This window comes from Nonomuraea cavernae (genome assembly GCF_014646355.1).
Classification (GTDB): domain Bacteria; phylum Actinomycetota; class Actinomycetes; order Streptosporangiales; family Streptosporangiaceae; genus Nonomuraea; species Nonomuraea cavernae.
Window position 1 is genome coordinate 78,904 of the sequence record NZ_BMNH01000017.1, and the last position, 17,647, is coordinate 96,550.

General features: G+C 71.0%; 11 protein-coding genes. 6 read left to right on the forward strand and 5 right to left on the reverse strand.

The window, feature by feature from the left end; translation table 11 throughout:
- Window positions 1-6 precede the first annotated feature (6 nt).
- On the reverse strand, window positions 7-2,265 hold the full coding sequence (locus IEY82_RS24905; RefSeq protein WP_189126625.1) for a transglycosylase domain-containing protein: 2,259 nt from the start codon (window positions 2,263-2,265) through the stop codon (window positions 7-9).
- Window positions 2,266-2,317: 52 nt separating this feature from the next.
- A complete protein-coding gene (murA, locus tag IEY82_RS24910) occupies window positions 2,318-3,628 on the reverse strand; it encodes a UDP-N-acetylglucosamine 1-carboxyvinyltransferase (protein ID WP_225263710.1) in 1,311 nt (436 codons plus the stop codon).
- Window positions 3,629-3,692: 64 nt separating this feature from the next.
- On the opposite strand from murA, the gene IEY82_RS24915 reads away from it, so the two are divergent.
- Window positions 3,693-4,196, forward strand: coding sequence for a hypothetical protein (locus IEY82_RS24915; protein ID WP_189126626.1), 504 nt, complete (start codon window positions 3,693-3,695; stop codon window positions 4,194-4,196).
- A gap of 37 nt (window positions 4,197-4,233) precedes the next feature.
- Here IEY82_RS24915 and IEY82_RS24920 read toward each other — a convergent pair whose 3' ends face one another.
- Together IEY82_RS24920 and dnaE are read right to left on the reverse strand one after the other, a co-directional pair.
- Window positions 4,234-5,604, reverse strand: coding sequence for an amidase (locus IEY82_RS24920; protein ID WP_189126627.1), 1,371 nt, complete (start codon window positions 5,602-5,604; stop codon window positions 4,234-4,236).
- A 130-nt stretch (window positions 5,605-5,734) separates the two neighbouring features.
- Window positions 5,735-10,423 carry a DNA polymerase III subunit alpha gene (gene dnaE, locus IEY82_RS24925; protein WP_189126628.1) on the reverse strand — a complete coding sequence of 1,563 codons (4,689 nt, stop codon included), beginning with the start codon at window positions 10,421-10,423 and terminating at the stop codon, window positions 5,735-5,737.
- 153 nt (window positions 10,424-10,576) lie between these two features.
- Between dnaE and IEY82_RS24930 the strand changes: the two genes are divergently transcribed.
- Complete coding sequence (locus tag IEY82_RS24930; protein WP_225263708.1) at window positions 10,577-11,962, forward strand: amino acid permease; 1,386 nt, start codon at window positions 10,577-10,579, stop codon at window positions 11,960-11,962.
- A gap of 57 nt (window positions 11,963-12,019) precedes the next feature.
- Here the strand turns inward: IEY82_RS24930 and IEY82_RS40180 are convergent, their stop codons facing one another.
- Window positions 12,020-12,946 carry a bifunctional 3-deoxy-7-phosphoheptulonate synthase/chorismate mutase type II gene (locus IEY82_RS40180; protein WP_189126629.1) on the reverse strand — a complete coding sequence of 309 codons (927 nt, stop codon included), beginning with the start codon at window positions 12,944-12,946 and terminating at the stop codon, window positions 12,020-12,022.
- Window positions 12,947-13,231: 285 nt separating this feature from the next.
- Here IEY82_RS40180 and IEY82_RS24940 point away from each other — a divergent pair, with 285 nt between their 5' ends.
- From IEY82_RS24940 to IEY82_RS24955, 4 genes are all read left to right on the forward strand, one after another.
- Complete coding sequence (locus IEY82_RS24940; RefSeq protein WP_189126630.1) at window positions 13,232-15,016, forward strand: serine/threonine-protein kinase; 1,785 nt, start codon at window positions 13,232-13,234, stop codon at window positions 15,014-15,016.
- Window positions 15,017-15,025: 9 nt separating this feature from the next.
- Entirely contained in the window at window positions 15,026-16,609 is a 1,584-nt protein-coding gene (locus IEY82_RS24945; protein WP_189126631.1) for a serine/threonine-protein kinase, read from the forward strand.
- Window positions 16,610-16,674: 65 nt separating this feature from the next.
- Window positions 16,675-17,337, forward strand: coding sequence for an AzlC family ABC transporter permease (locus tag IEY82_RS24950; RefSeq protein WP_189126632.1), 663 nt, complete (start codon window positions 16,675-16,677; stop codon window positions 17,335-17,337).
- Complete coding sequence (locus IEY82_RS24955) at window positions 17,334-17,645, forward strand: AzlD domain-containing protein (protein WP_189126633.1); 312 nt, start codon at window positions 17,334-17,336, stop codon at window positions 17,643-17,645. Before IEY82_RS24950 ends, IEY82_RS24955 begins: the two co-directional genes overlap by 4 nt.
- Window positions 17,646-17,647 lie beyond the last annotated feature (2 nt).

The following is a 17,647-nucleotide window of genomic DNA, read 5'->3' on the forward strand; positions in this document are numbered from 1 at the left end:
TCACCGTCAGCGGTGGCGCGGGCCGCGCCAGGGCGGCCGGCCGTCGAAGGAGCGCGGGAAGCGGCGCGACGGGCGCCAGCGGGCGTGGTGGCCACGCCGCTCCCCCAGCCACGGCCCGAACCGGTCGCGGAACCGGTCACGCCCGCGCCCGAGCGCCTCCCGGCGTTTCTCCTCCTCCTCGGCCTCCTTAAGCCCCGGCGTGACGCCACCGCCGAACCGGCCCATGTCGGGGCCGGGGAACCCGTGCGCCGGAGTGTCGCGCAACGCCCCCTGCATGGAGTCCACCCAGATCGGCCCCGGCAGCGACGCCCCCTGCACCGAGCCGTAGTACTGGCCGCCGATCTCCACGTTCTGCAACGGGAACCGGTAGGAGCCGCGGATGTCGCCCATGCTCACGGCCGCCGCCAGGTCCGGGGTGTAGCCGGCGAACCAGGCCGAGGTGTAGCCGTTGTTGGTGCCGGTCTTGCCCGCCACCGGGCGGCCGATGCTCTGGCCGCGCATGGTGCCCTGGGTGAAAACCCCGGACAGGACGTAGTTGACGGCGTCGGCGACCTGCCGGTCCATGACCTGCTCGCAGGCGGGCGGCACCCGGGTGGGCACGCCGTCGCGGCCGACGATCTCCACGATGGCCAGCGGGCGGCAGTACCTGCCGCGGGCCGCGAACGTGGCGAACGCCGCCGCCACCGTCACCGGGTCCATCTCGTTGATCCCCAGCGTGAACGTCGGCACCTCGCGCAGCGGCTTGCCGTCGGCCCGGGTGATGCCGAGCGCCCTGGCGGTCTTGACCACGTTGCAGAGGCCGACCTTGCGCTCCAGCATCATGTAGAAGATGTTCACCGACTTCCAGGTGCCGGTCGACAGGCTGTGCGGGCCGCCGCCGCTGCCCTCGCCGCCGGCGTTGTAGATGGTCGCCCGCGGGTCGTTGACGGGCCGCCCGGCGCAGTCGCGATAGCCCTGCGACGGCACCAGCGAGCCGGGCGTCTGGAACCCCTGGCCGAACCTCCAGCCCTGCCGCAAGGCGGTGGCCAGGGTGAACACCTTGAACGTGGACCCGGCCTGGAACCCCATGCCGCCGCCGTGCGCCACGTCCGCCGCCAGGTTGAACGTCGTCTTGCGGCCGTTCTTGCGGTCACCCGGGTTGCGGCCGAACTCCTTGCTGGCCGCCATCGCCCTGATCCGCCCGGTGTCCGGGGAGATCATGGCCTCGGCGGCCACCTCGGTGTCCTCGGGATGGACCCGGCGGCGGATCGCCTCGTCGGCGGCCCGCTGGGCCACCGGGTCGAGGCCGGTCCTGATCACCAGCCCGCCCCGGGCCATCCTGGTCCGCCGCTCGGCCGCCGTGTTGCCGAAGACCTGGTTGGTGAGCAGTTCCCGCTGCACGTACAGGCAGTAGTAGGGGTAGAGGCTCTGCCCGCACCCGCCGGGCTCCGGACGGAGGCGAATGGCGAGCCGGCTCCGCTTGGCGATCTCGGCCTGCCGATGGGGGATCTGTCCCAGGCCGGCCATCCGGTCGAGCACGATGTCCCGCCGCTCCTTCAGCCGTGCCTGCCTGGCCGGGCCGAGCGAGGGATCGGTGGAGTACGGCATGCGGACGGCGCCCGCGAGCGTGGCCGCCTGCGTCAGGGTCAGCTCGGCGGCCGTCGTGGAGAAGAACCGCCGGGCCGCGGCCTCGACGCCGTACGCGCCCGCGCCGAAGTAGGCGATGTTGAGGTACTTCTCCAGGAGCTCGTCCTTGGTGTACTTCTTCTCCAGCGCCAGGGCCAGCCGCAGCTCGGTGATCTTGCGGCCCACGCTGGGCGCCCGCGCCCGGTCGCGTTCCTGCTCCGTGTGGGCGCTCTCGACCAGGATGTTCTTCACCAGCTGCTGGGTGAGCGAGGAGCCGCCCTGCTTGATGCCGCCGGCCTGGGTGTTGGTGAGCAGTGCCCGGAAGGTGCCCCGGACGTCGAGGCCGCCGTGCTCGTAGAAGCGGGCGTCCTCGATGGCCACGATGGCCTGGCGCATCACGGGGGCCACCTGCGACAGCCGCACCGTCGTCCGGTTGGCCTCGTAGAACTGGGCGAAGGTCTTGCCGGTGCGGTCCAGCAGCCGCGTGACCTGGGCCAGAGGTTCCTCGCGCGGCGGCGGCGGCAGGTCCACGAAGACGTTCGCGGCGCTCTTCGCGGCGAGGCCCGCCCCGCTCACGGCCGGTGCCACCAGCGCCGCCGCGAGCACGCCGCAGAGGGCCCCCGCCACGCCGAGCCCGCCGATGGATCTGAGCACACTCACTCAGGTGATCTGCGGCCGACAGATCACCGGCAAACGCCCACTTCCGACTCCTTTACTGTTCTCGACGGATGTTCAGACCAAGCGACGCGAACTGCTCGAACGGCCGGTGATAGCCGCGTTCGATGTGGTGCACGCCGCGCAGGGTGGACACGTCGTCGGCCACCGCCGCGGCCAGCACCGCCGAGAACCCCGCCCTGATGTCGGGCAGCGTGACGTCGGCGCCCTTCAGCCGCGAGACCCCGCGCACCACCGCCGAGTGCTTGGCGTTGGTGTCGTGGTAGCGGCAGGCCGGGCCGCCCAGGCACTGGTCGAACACCTCGATCTCACAGCCCATCTTCTGCAGCGCGGGCACGTACACCAGGCGGTTCTCGAAGACCGTCTCGTGCAGCACCGACATGCCCTGGCTCTGCGTGAACAGCACCATGAGCGGCGTCTGCCAGTCGGTCATGAAGCCGGGGTGGGTGTCGGTCTGCACCGCCGCCGCGCGCAACCCCTCGGGCGGGGCGGTGGCGCACAGGTACTCGTCGTTGATGGCGAACTGGGCGCCCATCCTGGCCAGCGTGGTGATCGCGGTGACCAGCCGGTCCTGCGGGCAGCCGTGCACCCGCACCTCACCGCCGGTGACCAGGCCCGCGGCCAGGTACGAGAACGCCTCGATGCGGTCGCCGGCCAGCCAGATGGAGGCGCCGTGCAGCCGTTCGACGCCCTCGATCACGATCCGGCGGTCGGGCGACAGCTCGATCCGGGCGCCCATCCGCTGCAGGAACAGCGCCAGCTCCACCACCTCGGGCTCCATCGCGGCGTTCTTCACCACCGTCTTGCCCTCGGCCAGCACCGCCGACATCAGGATCGTCTCGGTGGCGCCCACGCTCGGATAGGCCAACTCCAGCCGGGCACCGTTCAGCCGCTTGGCCTTGGCGTGAATGCCGGTGTCGCCGACCTGCACCTCGGCGCCCATCGCGCGCAGCGCCTCGACGTGGAAGTTCACCGGCCGCCGGCCGATGGGGTCGCCGCCGACCAGCGGCACGAACGCCTCGCCCGCCAGGTGCAGCAGCGGGCCCAGCATCAGGATGGGGATGCGGTTCAGGCCGGTGAACGCGTCGGGCACGCGCGGCCGGATCTCCGGGCCCTGCGCGATGCGGATCTCGTTCCTGCTGATCTCGACGTCGATGCCCAGGGCCTCCAGCATGGCCGCGGTGATGCCGACCTCGCCGACCTCGGGGACGTTGTGGATGCAGCTCTCCCCGCTGCCCAGCATCGCGGCCACCATGTGCTTGGAGACGGCGTTCTTGGAGCCGCGTACTTCGACGTCTCCGATGAGCGGGCCGGAGGGTTCGATCAGCCAGACCTCTTCTTGAATCACGAAGTGAGCCTAACCGGGAGATACCATCGAGCTGATCCGGACGCGGGCGGTGAAGGGGAGTGGCGTGGCGAGGCATGTGCGGCCGTTCGCGGTGACCGTCCTCATTCTCGCTGCGACGGCCGTGCTCGCCGGGCTGCTCTGGTCGTGGCTGTCGCCCCGGGCGCCCTACCAGATCACGGAGCGGGGGCAGGTGCTGGCCGACCCGTCCACGCAGTCCCTGATCGCCGCCGACGGCTGGTTCGCGGTGATCACCGGCGTGCTCGGGCTGGTCTGCGGGGCGGTGGGCTGGCGGCTGCGGCGCGGCCACGAGCTGGCCGTGCTGGTGGGGCTCTGCGCGGGCGGGCTGCTCGGCGCCTACATCACGCTCCAGGTGGGCTCGGCGTTCACGCTGGGCGTGGTCACCGTGGAGGCGTCCGCGCAGCCCGGGATCACGATCGTCCCCGGCTCGCTGCGGCTGACCGCCTCCGGCGTGCGGGTGGCCTGGCCGCTGTGCGCCGTCGGTGTCTTCGGGCTGCTGGAGGGCATGAACGGCTACCGGGAGTCGCCGCTGCGCAAACCGTACACGTAGTTGAGGAGCTTGCGACGATACGGGATCGGCTGATCGACTACAGCGGCGGGCGGCGCTCGCCGTGGCGGGTGGCCTGCTCGAAGGCATGGGCCACGCGCAGCACGGTGGCGTCGGCGAACGGCCGGCCGACGATCTGCACCCCGACCGGCAGCCCCGACGGCGTGAACCCGGCCGGCACCGAGGCGGCGGGCGCGTGCAGGACGCTGATCCAGTAGGCGGAGCGCATCCACGACAGGTAGTCGGGCAGCCGGACCCCGTTGATCTCGCTGACGTGCGGCTGCTCGACCGGGAACGGCGGCACCTGGCTGACCGGCGCGATCAGCACGTCGTAGGTGTCGAAGAAGCCGGCCATCCGCTGGTAGAGGCCGCTGCGCAGCCGTTCGGCGCGGGCTAGGTCGGCGCCGGTGACGTGGCGGCCCCGCTCGACGTTCCAGGCGGTGTTGGGCCCGAGGCCGTCCAGCTCGCCGAAGGACAGCGCGTAGAACCAGGCGCGGTAGACGCGGAAGGCGTCGTCGGCGTCGGACAGGTCGAGGTCGACCTGCTCGACCCGGGCGCCCAGCCGCTCGAACACGCCCGGCGCGGTCGCCGTGACGGCCGCCGTCTCGGGATCCACCGGCAGCCCGCCGAGATCGGGGCTCCAGGCCACCCGGAGCCCCGCCACGCCCTGCTCGGGGTCGCGGCGGAAGCCCTCGGTGATCGAGTAGGGGGACCGCGGGTCGAACCCGGCCACGGCCTCCAGCATCAGGGTCAGGTCCTCGACCGTCCTGGCCATCGGCCCCGGCACGGACAGGGTGTACCAGGCGGCGATCTCGGACGGCGCGGGCACCCGTCCGGGGGTCGGCCGGAGCCCGGCCACGTTGCAGAACGACGCCGGATTGCGCAGCGACCCGCCCATGTCGGAGCCGTCGGCCAGCGGCACCATGCCGGCCGCGAGGGCCGCGGCCGCCCCGCCGCTGCTGCCTCCGGCGGACCGGGACAGGTCGTAGGGGTTGCGGGTGGCCCCGAACACCTCGTTGACCGTGTGCGACCCGGTGCCGAACTCGGGCGTGTTGGTCTTGCCCACCGTGACGGCCCCGGCGCGCCTGAGCCGTTCGACGATCAGATCGTCCTTGTCGGGCACGTTCGCGGCGTAGAGCGGCGACCCGTACGTGGTGCGGATGCCGGCCGTGCTGGCCAGGTCCTTGTGCGCCACCGGCACCCCGTGCAGCGCCCCCTCGGGCTCGCGCGCGTCGGCCGCCTTGGCCGCGTCGAGCGCCCGCTCGGCGACCAGCGTCACGATGGCGTTGACCCGCGGGTTGACCTGCTCGATCCGGTCGAGATGGGCCTCCAGCAGCTCGACGGCGCTGATCTGCCGGGTCCTGACGAGGCGGGCCATCTCGGCGGCGGTCAGGTAGCAAAGCTCGCTCACCTGTCCATCCTCCCCCACCGGCTCCGGGGCGGACGATGGCGAGGTTTGCCCACCCGGGCGGTGGATCGTCGTGAGGCGACCCGCACTCCACCGCCGTCAGGCCGCTGACGAACCGCTTGACGGGCCGAGGTCAGGCGCCCAGGCAGGCGGGGCCGAGGAGCTGCTTCAGGTCGCCCATGAGGGCCGGTGACGGCGTCACGCGGAGCCGGTCCTCGACCCGCATGACGGTCGTCTTGGGGCCGTTGTGCACCTGCAGGTGGACCTCAGAGGTGCCCGGATGGGTGCTGAGGATCTCCTTGAGGCGGCCGACGACCGGCGCCGTGCAGCGATTGAGAGGCAGGCTCACCAGCAGTGGTCCGCCCGCCTCCTGGGTGAGGTCGGGCGCGGTCACCTCCATCGCGATGATCTTGGCGACGTCCTCGCGCTTGTCGACGCGGCCCTTGACGAAGACGATCGCGTCCTCGGCCAGGATCGTCGAGCACAGCTGGTAGGACGAGGGGAAGATCATCACCTCGATGGCGCCCTCCAGGTCCTCCAGCTGGGTGAGCACCCAGGTGTCGCCCTTCTTGGTGACCTTGCGCTGCACCCCGCTCAGGATGCCGCCGACGGTGACGATCTGGCCGTCGGGGCGGCTGTCGTCCTGGACCGCGGCGATCGAGCAGTCGGCCCCCGAGGCCAGGATGTGCTCGACCCCGAACAGCGGGTGGTCGGAGACGTACAGGCCGAGCATCTCCCGCTCGAACTGCAGCAGGGTGTTCTTGTCCCACTCGCCCACCGGGATCTGCACGTCGAACGTCTGGTCCTCGCCGTCCTCGATCGCGCCGAACAGGGAGTCCTGGCCGATGGCCTCGTTCTTCTTGATGTCGATGATCGCGTCGACGGCCTGCTCGTGCACCATGACCAGGCCCTTGCGGACGTGGCCCAGCGAGTCGAAGGAGCCGGCCTTGATCAGCGACTCGATCACCCGCTTGTTGCAGACGATCGCCGGAACCTTGCGCAGGAAGTCCTTGAAGTCGGCGAAGCGGCCCTTCTCCCTGCGGGCGGAGATGACGCCGTCGACGACGTTGCCGCCCACGTTGCGCACCGCCGACAGTCCGAAGCGGATGTCGGTGCCGCGCGGCGTGAAGTCGAAGTCGGAGTCGTTGACGTCGGGCGGGAACACCTTGATGCCCATGCGGCGGCACTCGTTGAGGTAGAGGGCCGACTTGTCCTTGTCGTCCTTGACGCTCGACAGCAGCGCGGCCATGTAGGCGGCCGGGTGGTTGGCCTTGAGGTAGGCGGTCCAGTAGGAGACCAGGCCGTAGGCGGCGGAGTGGGCCTTGTTGAAGGCGTAGTCGGAGAACGGCAGCAGGATGTCCCACAGCGTCTTGATCGCCTCGCGGGAGTAGCCGTTGGCCTTCATGCCGGCCTCGAAGGACTCGAACTGCTTGTCCAGCTCGGCCTTCTTCTTCTTGCCCATCGCGCGGCGCAGCAGGTCGGCCTTGCCGAGCGAGAACCCGGCGACCTTCTGCGCGATGGCCATGACCTGCTCCTGGTAGACGATCAGGCCGTAGGTCGTGTCGAGGATCTCGCTCAGCGACTCCTTGAACTCCGGATGGATCGGCGTGATCTCCTGCTGGCCGTTCTTGCGCAGCGCGTAGTTGGTGTGGGAGTTGGCCCCCATCGGGCCGGGCCGGTAGAGGGCGCCGACGGCGGAGATGTCCTCGAAGTTGTCGGGCTTCATCAGCCGCAGCAGCGAGCGCATGCCGCCGCCGTCGAGCTGGAACACGCCCAGCGTGTCGCCCCGGCCGAGCAGCTCGTAGGTCTTGCGGTCGTCGAGCGGCAGCTTGAGCAGGTCGATCGAGGCGCCGGTGGTCGACTCGATCATCTTGAGGCAGTCGTCGATGATCGTGAGGTTGCGCAGGCCCAGGAAGTCCATCTTCAGCAGGCCGAGCGTCTCGCAGGTCGGATAGTCGAACTGCGTGATGATCGCGCCGTCGGAGTCGCGGCGCATGATCGGGATGTAGTCGGTGATCACCTCGGCCGACATGATCACGCCGGCGGCGTGCACGCCGGTCTGCCTGATCAGGCCCTCCAGGCCCTTGCCGAGGTCCATCGTCGCCTTGACGTCGACGTCCTCCTCGTAGAGCCTGCGCAGCTCGCCCGCCTCGTCGTAGCGGGGGTGGTCCTTGTCGAAGATGCCCGCCAGCGGGATGTCCTTGCCCATCACGGCGGGCGGGAACGCCTTGGACACCTTGTCGCCGAGCGCGTAGGGATAGCCGAGGACGCGACCGGCGTCCTTGATGGCGGCCTTCGCCTTGATGGTGCCGAACGTGGCGATCATGGCGACCTTGTCGGCACCCCACTTCTCGGTCACGTAGCGGATCACGTCGGCCCGCCTGCGCTCGTCGAAGTCGATGTCGACGTCGGGCATGGAGACGCGGTCGGGGTTGAGGAACCGCTCGAAGATCAGGCCGTGCGGCAGCGGGTCGAGGTCGGTGATGCCCATCGCGTAGGCCACCAGCGAGCCCGCGGCAGACCCTCGGCCCGGCCCGACGCGGATGCCGTTGGCCTTGGCCCACATGATGAAGTCGGCGACCACGAGGAAGTAGCTCGGGAAGCCCATCTGCTCGATGATGCCGATCTCGTAGTCGACCTGCCGGCGGTGCTCGTCGTCGTAGCCCTCCGGCCAGCGGCGGTCCATGCCCTCCCAGACCGTCTTGCGGAAGAACTCCTGCTCGGTCATGCCGTCGGGGATCGGATAGGTCGGCATCAGGTTCTTGAACTCGAAGAACCCGGTCGGATCGACCTTCTCCGCCACCAGCAGGGTGTTGCGGCAGCCCTCGGCCCACAGGTCGGAGCCGTCGACCGCGCGCATCTCCTCGGCGGTCTTGATGTAGTAGCCGCTGCCGTCGAAGCGGAACCGGTCGGGGTCGGACAGCTGCTTGCCGGTCTGGATGCACAGCAGGGCGTCGTGCGACGCCGCGTCGGACTCGTAGGTGTAGTGGGAGTCGTTGGTGACCAGCGGCGGGATGGACAGCTCCTTGCTGATCCGGGTCAGCCCGTCGCGCACCCGGCGCTCGATGTCGAGGCCGTGGTCCATGATCTCCAGGAAGAAGTTGTCCTTGCCGAAGATGTCCTGGAACTTCGCCGCGGCCTTGAGCGCCTCGTCGTACTGGCCGAGCCGGAGCCTGGTCTGCACCTCGCCCGACGGGCAGCCGGTGGTCGCCATCAGGCCCTCGGCGTGCTCGGCCAGGATCTCGGCGTCCATCCGCGGCCACTTGCGCACGAAGCCCTCAGTGTAGGCACGCGAACTGAGCTTCATGAGGTTGTGCAGGCCCGTCTTGTCGCGCGCCCAGATCGTCATGTGGGTGTAGTAGCCGCCCGCCGACACGTCATCACGCTTCTGGTGCGGCTCCCCCCACAGCACGGGCTTCTTGACCCGACGTGAGTCGGGAGCGATGTACGCCTCGCAGTTGTGCAGGATGAAGTCGGAGACATAGGAGTTGTCCTCCTCGACCTCGAAATTGAACACTTCGCAGTCGAGTTCGATGGCTTCGACGCTCGCGATCGGACGGTAAAGGTAATCATCGTCGTCGAGAGTCTGGGAATAAGCTCGTTCCGGCTGGTAAGCCACCTGGAACCAGCGGTACTCACGATCGGCCGCGCCCTGCGGAAAGTTGCCCCGCTCGGTCCCTGTGGACACGGTGGTCCAGTGCCCGAGATCGGCGAGCAAGGTCCGGACGCCCCAGGCCAGCGACCTGGAGGCCACTTTGAGATCACGCCGCCCACTCGGGTTGGACACCCGTCCGGGATTCCTGCCGTCGCCAGTCAGGAGTCCCTCAAGGAATCCACTTCTCACGTCAGCGGGCCCAGTGAGGACACAGGCCGGCACACGCTTCGTCTTCGCACTCGCCCCCACCAGGGAGGAGAGCACATAGGCGAGCGGGACACTGCAGGTCATGAGCTCCAGCGTGCCCTTGCCGTCGCGAATGTACGTCTGCACCTCCGCGCCGTACTCGGCGAGGATCCGACGCAAACGTTCGGCTGTGACTCCTTCGTTCGCATTGAGGGTGAACCCGATGCCACCCGTCTGCTCACCATCCTTCACCTGCACGTGGCCCTCTGCCGCATAGATGCCCAAGAGGTATCCGAAGTCATAGTCAAGGGGCATCGAGCGGGGCACTCGCGCCCATCGCTGATCGGCGCGATACCGAGAGTCGTACGAGCGGACGAGCCCGCCATCCGGGCCTTCGGCGAAGGACGCCGGCAAGAAGGATAGAAGGTCGATCTCGGACATCTGCTCGGTGAGCCGCGGCAGACAAGCCCAGGAATTCCAGCTTTGGACTCCCCCGTGAGCCGTCCTTCGCCCTGAGCAGATGTCACCGGGCTTCTTCCAATCGACCAGCCCGTTGGGTGTCCTGACCAGAACGGGGTGCTCTTCGGTCAAGGTCAGGGTGCGACCGTACCGTCCGGCAAGGCCGATGGTGTATGCGCGCCCGCTGTAGGGACGCCTCATTGTGCGCAACACGCGACGGAAACGGCCACGATGGGTGAGAACGAGGTCACCCACCCGGATGTCCTCAACGGCCTTCACTCCCTCGGCCGTGATGATCTCCTGTCCGGGCAACAGGCAGCCGATGATCGGCTTCACGCCCGCCCCGGTCGCCTGCCGGTAGAAGTCGTAGGCGCCGTGCATGTTGCCGTGGTCGGTGATCGCGATCGCGGGCATGCCCAGGTCGCCGACCTGCTTGAACATCTGCTTGAGGCGTGCGGCCCCGTCGAGCATGGAGTATTCGGTGTGCACGTGCAGATGGACGAACGAGTCGCTGGACGACATGGAGCGGCGCCTCCCGGTCTGTTGTGGTGTGCGCTCCGACTCTAGTGGTCGCCACCGACATCTCGCCCGCCGTACGGGCGGCGTGCCGGACCCCGCCGGAGCCGGTGTCCCGGATATCGTCATCTTCACGGAGAGTGACGAAAGGGACACCCTGTGCGTACGGAAAGCGATGAGGGATACCGGCATTCGCTGGGCAACCGTCAGGTCCAGATGATCGCCATCGGCGGGGCCATCGGCGTCGGCCTGTTCCTCGGCGCGGGCGGCCGGCTGGCCGCGACCGGGCCCGCGCTGATGATCTCCTACGCCGCCGCCGGGCTGGCCGCCTTCTTCGTCATGCGGGCGCTCGGCGAGCTGGTGCTCTACCGGCCGGTGTCGGGCTCGTTCGTCGAGTACGCGGGCGAGTTCATCGGCCCGTGGGCGGCGTTCGCCAGCGGCTGGATGTACTGGATCAACTGGGCCTTCACCGGCATCGCCGAGCTGGTCGCGATCGCCGCCTACATCTCCTACTGGGCTCCGGGGTTCCCGCGGTGGCTCACCGCGCTGATCGCGCTGACGTTCGTGCTGGCGGTCAACCTGCTGTCGGTCAGGATCTTCGGCGAGCTGGAGTTCTGGTTCGCGCTGCTCAAGGTGCTGGCCATCGTCACCTTCCTGGTGGTCGGCCTGGCGCTGGTGCTGTTCTCGGTCGGCCAGGCGACGCCCGGCAACCTCGTCTCGCACGGCGGCTTCTTCCCCACCGGCGCCCCGCTCGTGCTGATGAGCCTGCAGTCCGTGGTCTTCGCGTACGCCTCGATCGAGCTGGTCGGCATCACCGCGGGTGAGACGGCCAGACCGCACGAGGTCATGCCGAAGGCGATCAACGGCGTGGTGTGGCGCATCGCGATCTTCTACGTGGGCTCGGTCGTGCTGCTGGCCATGGTGCTGCCGTGGACCGCCTACCGGGCCGGCACCTCGCCGTTCGTGACGGTCTTCGACGGTCTGGGCGTGCCGTGGGCCGCCGACGCGATGAACCTCATCGTGATCACCGCCGCCCTCTCCTCCTGCAACTCCGGCCTGTACGCCACCGGACGCATCCTGCGCTCGATGGCCCGCAAGGGAGAGGCCCCGCGCTTCACCGGCACCCTCAGCTCCCGGCACGTGCCGATCGGCGGCATCGTCTTCACGGCCGCGATGTTCCTCGGCGGTCTGGTCCTGTTCTACTTCCTGCCCGAACGGGCGTTCAACATCGCCACCGCCGTCGCCTCGCTGGGCGTGATCACCACCTGGGGCACCCTGGTCTACTGTCAGCTGCGGCTGCGCCGGTCGGGGCACCGCTCGGCGTTCCCGATGCCCGGCGCCCCCTACACGAACTGGCTGACGCTCGCCTTCCTGGCGCTGGTGGTGCTGCTGATGCCGTTCGCGGACGAGGACCAGCGGGTGGCCTTCTACCTGCTGCCGGTGCTGGCCGGAGCGATCGGGCTCGGCTGGCTGGCGCTCAGGAGGCGGCGCGCGGCCACGGTGATCGACTCCGTCGCCGACCCGGCCGTGAATCCCGCCGAGTGACTTCGCGGGCCGATCGCCGGGCTCACCCGGGCGGCGTGCCGGAGCCCGCGGTCCACCTCACCGGCGGGCGCGGTCCTCGGCCAGGTGCAGGCCCGCCTCGATGACCGCGTTCATGACGGGCGCCAGCCGTTCCGCTCCCAGCTCGGGCGCGCGCGACGCCATCCGGGCCACGAGGTCGCGTTCGCGGCCCGGGTCGCGGCCCGCGAAGCCGCCGACCGGCTTGAGCCTCTGCACGGTCCCGGCCAGCGCGGCCCGCCGCTCCAGCAGCGTGGCCAGCGCCGCGTCCACCCGGTCGATCGCCTCCCTGCACTCCGGCAGCGTCGCGGGCGTCTCGGGGCGCAGCAGCGCCCCGACCAGCGTCACGGCCTCCTCCGCCGCGCGCAGCGCCGTCTCCTCGTCCGTACGGGCCGCCGTCTCCTCCTCGCCCGCGCGGGAGGCCGCCGCGTCCGGGCCGGAGACGGGTGGGCCGGTCGTGAGGGACCGGTCCAGGACCAGCCCGTCGGCGCCCGCCGCGACCGCCGCCGCCGACAGGCCCACGTCGGCCGACACGTCGACGAGCACCGGGCGGCCGGACGCCGCCCGGGCGGCCCGGAGCAGCCCGAGGTCCAGCCGGCCCCTCTCGCACAGGATCACCTGGTCGCCGCATTCGGCCGCGCAGTAGTCGGCCAGCCCGAGCCACTCCTCCAGCGACGCCGCGGGGCGGCGCTCCACCACCACCGGCAGCCCCAGCCCGGCCGCGGCGCGCACCAGCGGGACGTCGCGCGTCCACGCCGCCCCCACCACCACGGCCTCGGCCCGCGCCGCGATCACGGGCAGGTCGGCCGCGGCGGACGGTTCCACGAGCGTGGCCCGCTCGCGCAGCGTCTCGGCGGCCGGGCCGCGGTGCTCGCGCAGGCTCACCCGGCCGCCGATCACGACGGCCGGTCCCGCGCCCACGCGCAGCCCGCCCACGGTGACGACGTGCCGTTCCAAGGTCGATGACATCGCGGCTCCCCACTCGGGCCGGCCCGCTGGAGCCGGCAGAAAACCAAAAAGGCAGAGACGCGGCGTCTCTGCCTGTTGCCGACTCCAGGTGGTCGCTAGCGGACGACCGGCCCTCCCGGAGCCGGCTCGGTAAACGCGTGGCGACAAGTCATGTCAGAACCTTACACCGGTCATCCACCTGCTGGACTCCCCTTCTCATATGGCGGACTGTCCCTCCGGCGAGTCGCCGTTGATCCCTCGCTATGGGAGTATTTCTTGGCCTAGAGGGAGGGTTTGAGGCCGTTGATGTCGGATCGCAAGCGTGACGGACGCCGCATCGCCGGCCGTTACCAGCTGCAGGAGCCCATTGGCAAGGGCGGCATGGGCATCGTCTGGCGAGCCCATGACGAGCTGCTCGACCGGGTGGTCGCGGTCAAGGAGGTCCGTTACGCCGCCGCCCTGGGCGACGAGGTACAGCTGCTCAACCGCCGTACGATGCGCGAGGCGAGGGCCGCGGCCAGGTTCGAGCACCCCAACGTGATCGTCGTGCACGACGTGATCGAGGAGGACGACCGGCCCTGGATCGTCATGCAGCTGGTCCCGTCGCGCTCCCTGGGCGCGGTGATCAAGCAGGACGGGCCGCTGCCTCCGAAGAAGGTGGCCGAGATCGGCCTCGCGGTGCTCGACGCGCTGCACCGGGCGCACGAGTCGGGTGTGCTGCACCGTGACGTCAAGCCGGAGAACGTCCTGCTGGCCGACGACGGCCGGGTGGTCCTCACCGACTTCGGCATCGCCACCCTGGAGACCGAGACGCAGCTCACGGTGACGGGGCTGGCGGGCACGCCGGCGTTCATCGCGCCCGAACGGCTCAAGGGGCTGCCCGCGCGGCGCGAGTCCGACCTGTGGTCGCTCGGCGCCACGCTCTACACCTCGGTGGAGGGCCGCTCGCCGCACGAGCGGGGGATGGCGCTGGCCACCATGCACGCGGTGCTGACCGACGAGCCCGATCCCGCGCCGCACGCCGGGCCGCTCGCCGAGGTGATCAGCGGCCTGCTGGCCAAGGAGCCGGTCCAGCGTCCCTCCTACGAGGAGACGAGCCGGATGCTGCGCGAGGTCATCGCCCAGGCGAGCCCGCCGCCCACCATGCGGATGCCCGCCCAGCCGGCGGCCGGCGCGGGCGCGCATCAGGTTCCCGCGCAGCGGGGCCCGGCCGAGGACGACACCCCGACCGATCCCGACCTGATTCCCCCGGCCGCGCAGCCCGGCCGGCAGACCCCGTCCACGCCGCCGGAGACCGGCGCCAGGCTCTCCCCGGCCACCGGGCGTCCCACCGGAGCCACGGGAGCCTCTGGGGCCACCGTCGAGTCCGGCGGCTCGGAGGGGCGGCGGCTCGGCCCGATCATCGCGGCGGCCTGCGCGGTCGTCCTGGTCGCCGGTGTGGGCGGCTATCTCGGCCTGAGCTCCGCCCCCGACTCCGGCGCCGACTCCGGCGCCGACAAGACCCACACCTCCGCGTCCTCGCCGCCGCCGGCGGGCTCTCCCTCGCCGAGCGGGTCCGCGTCGCCGGAGCCCACGCCCAGCGAGTCGGCGAGCACGACGCCCACGGCCAGCTCGACGCCCTCCTCCAGCCCGACGGCGACCGCCGCGTTGCCCAGCGGCTGGAAGATGTACAAGGACAAGACGGGCTTCTCCATTGGCCTGCCGAAGGGCTGGAAGGAGTACAACCGCAACGGCTCCCAGGTGTTCTTCCGCGGCCCGGGGGCCGGGTCCAACGCCTTCCTGATGATCGAGGAGGCGAGCGACCCGGGCTCCGACCCGTACAAGGACTGGAAGAAGCAGGAGCCGGGCGCCAGGGGCCGGTTCGGCGGCTACAAGCTGATCGACATCCACAAGGTCGACTACATGAAGGCCGCCGCCGACTGGGACTTCACCTGGAACACCAACACCGGCAAGACCCGGGTCCGCAACCGCGGCTTCCTCACCGAGAACGGCCGTGGCTACGCCATCTACTGGCACAACCTGAACAGCCGCTGGAAGAAGGACAAGCACTTCTTCGACACGTTCGCCGCCACGTTCAAGCCCGCCAAGTAGGCGGCTCCGGTGGAAAGACGGATCAGCGGCCGGTACCGGCTGATCGAGCCGCTCGGCGAGGGCGGCATGGGCGTGGTGTGGCGCGCCCACGACGAGCTGCTCGACCGGGCGGTGGCGATCAAGGAGGTCCGCTACACCGGTGTGGGCGACGCCCAACTGGCCGATCTCAACCGCAGGACGATCAGGGAGGCCAGGGCGGCGGGCCGGCTCGACCACCCGTCGGTCGTCGTCATCCACGACGTCGTGGAGGAGGACGGCCTGCCGTGGATCGTGATGCAGCTGGTCAGATCGCGTTCGCTGGCGGAGGTGATCCGCGAGGGCGGCCCGATGACGGTCGGGCAGGCCGCGCTGATCGGCGGCCGGATGCTCGACGCGCTGCGGGCCGCGCACGCCATGGGCGTGCTGCACCGCGACGTCAAACCGGCCAACGTCCTGCTGGCCGACGACGGCCGGGTGGTCCTCACCGACTTCGGCATCGCCTCGCTGGAGGCCGAGGCGGGCCTCACCGCCACCGGCGGCCTGGTCGGCACGCCCGCCTACCTGCCGCCCGAACGCCTCCACGGCGAGCCCGCGAGGCCCGAGTCCGACCTGTGGTCGCTCGGCGCGACGCTCTACACCGCGGTGGAGGGCGTGCCGCCGTACGAACGCGACTCGTGGGCGGCGACGGTCGCGGCGGTGCTGCGTGACGAGCCCAGGCCGCCCACCCGGGCGGGAGCTCTCCGTCCCGTGATCATGGGGTTGCTCACCCGCGACCCCCGGGCCCGGATGGGCGCCGACGAGGCCGCCGCGTCGCTGCGGAGGGCGTACGGCGAGGCGGGCTCCACGGTCCCCGTCCGGCCGCGCCCCCGGCGGGGCGGCGGGCGCCCGATCGTCGTGGCCGCGGTCCTGGCCGTGACGGCCGCGCTGGCGACGGGCGCCGTGCTGGCGATCCGCGGGACGGGCGCGCCGGACCCCGGCGCCACCGCCCTCGCGAGCGCCACCCCCGAGACCGGGCGCCCCTCCACCGGCGACCCCACGCCCGCCTCCACCGGGCCGACCCCGACTGAGCCGACCCCCACCGGGCCGACCCCCACCGGCCCGACCCCCACCGGCCCGGCGACCTCCGCGGCGCCCACGCCGGCCGCGACCGGCGGAGAGGTGCCCGCCGGCTGGCGCGCCTACCGCGACGCCGACGGCCGGTTCTCGATCGCTCTCCCCCGCGGCTGGCGGGCGACGAAGCATCCCGTGAGAGACAGCGTCAGCGTGACGCGGCCCGGCTCGCCGGGGACTCTGATCGTCGAGTGGACCGTTCCCGAGCACCCCTGGACCGACCCGGCACGCCACTGGAAGAGCCTGGAGAAGACGATCCGCGACCGGGGCGAGTTCATCGCCTACCGGCGCATCGCCATCGACTCCACGACCTACCTGGGCCGCCCGGCCGCCGACTGGGAGTTCACCAGGCAGCGCGACGGCACCGTGATCCACGTGATCAACCGGGGTTTCCGCACCGCCGGCGGCCGGCCGTTCGCCCTCTACTTCGAGACCACCGAGGCCCGCTGGGAACGGGACCGCGGCTACTTCGACACGTTCGTCCAGACGTTCAGGCCGTCGTAGCAGACGTCCTCGGGCAGTCGATCGGCGGACGCCGACGAATTCGGACAGCACATAATCTGTGCCATATGGACACAACAGGGTATCGTTCCGCCGCGATCCGGGACGGTCTGGGAGTGGGCGTGGCCGTCGGGCTGTCGGGGCTGGCCTTCGGCGCGGCGGCCATCACCGCCGGGCTCAGCGTGGCGCAGGCGTGCGTGCTGAGCCTGCTGACGTTCACCGGCGCCTCCCAGTTCGCGCTGGCCGGGGCGGTCGGCGCGGGCGGCAACCTGGTCGCCGCGTCCGCGGGCGCGCTCCTGCTCGGCGGCCGCAACACCCTGTACGGCCTGCGCATGGCGGACCTCCTGCGGGTACGCGGCCCGCGCAGGCTGCTGGCCGCGCACGGCGTGATCGACGAGACCGCCGCCGTCACCCTCGCCCAGCCCACCCCGGCCGCCGCGCGGGCCGGATTCGTCACGACGTTCGCCAGCCTGTACATCACCTGGAACCTGTCCACCCTCGGCGGGGCGCTCGGCACCTCGTTCCTCGGCGACCCGGCCGTGCTGGGGCTGGACGTGGTCGGCCCGGCCACCTTCCTGGCGATCCTGTGGCCACGACTGGCCGCGAGCGCCGAGCTGAGGTGGCTGGCACTCGGCGGAGCGGCGATCGCGCTCGGCGCCACCCCGTTCCTCCCGCCGGGCGTCCCCGTGCTGCTGTCGGCCGCGGCCGTGCTCGTGGTGATGGCGCGATGACGCTGTGGTGGGCGATCGCCGCCGTCTGCCTGGGCTGCTACGCGCTCAAGCTGGCCGGGCTCGCGGCGCCCCGGCGGATCCTCGACCATCCGGTGGTGAGCCGCTTCGCCGAGCTCGTGCCGGTGGCGCTGCTGGCCGCGCTCATCGCCGTGCAGATGTTCTCCGAGAACGGCGAGCTGCGTTTCGACCCGGCCCGCACCGCCGGCCTGGGCGGGGCCGTGGTCGCCCTGCTGCTTCGCGCGCCCTTTCTCGTCGTTCTGGCCACGGCGGCCGTGATTACCGCGCTTGTCCGGAGTTTTCTCGGGTAGTC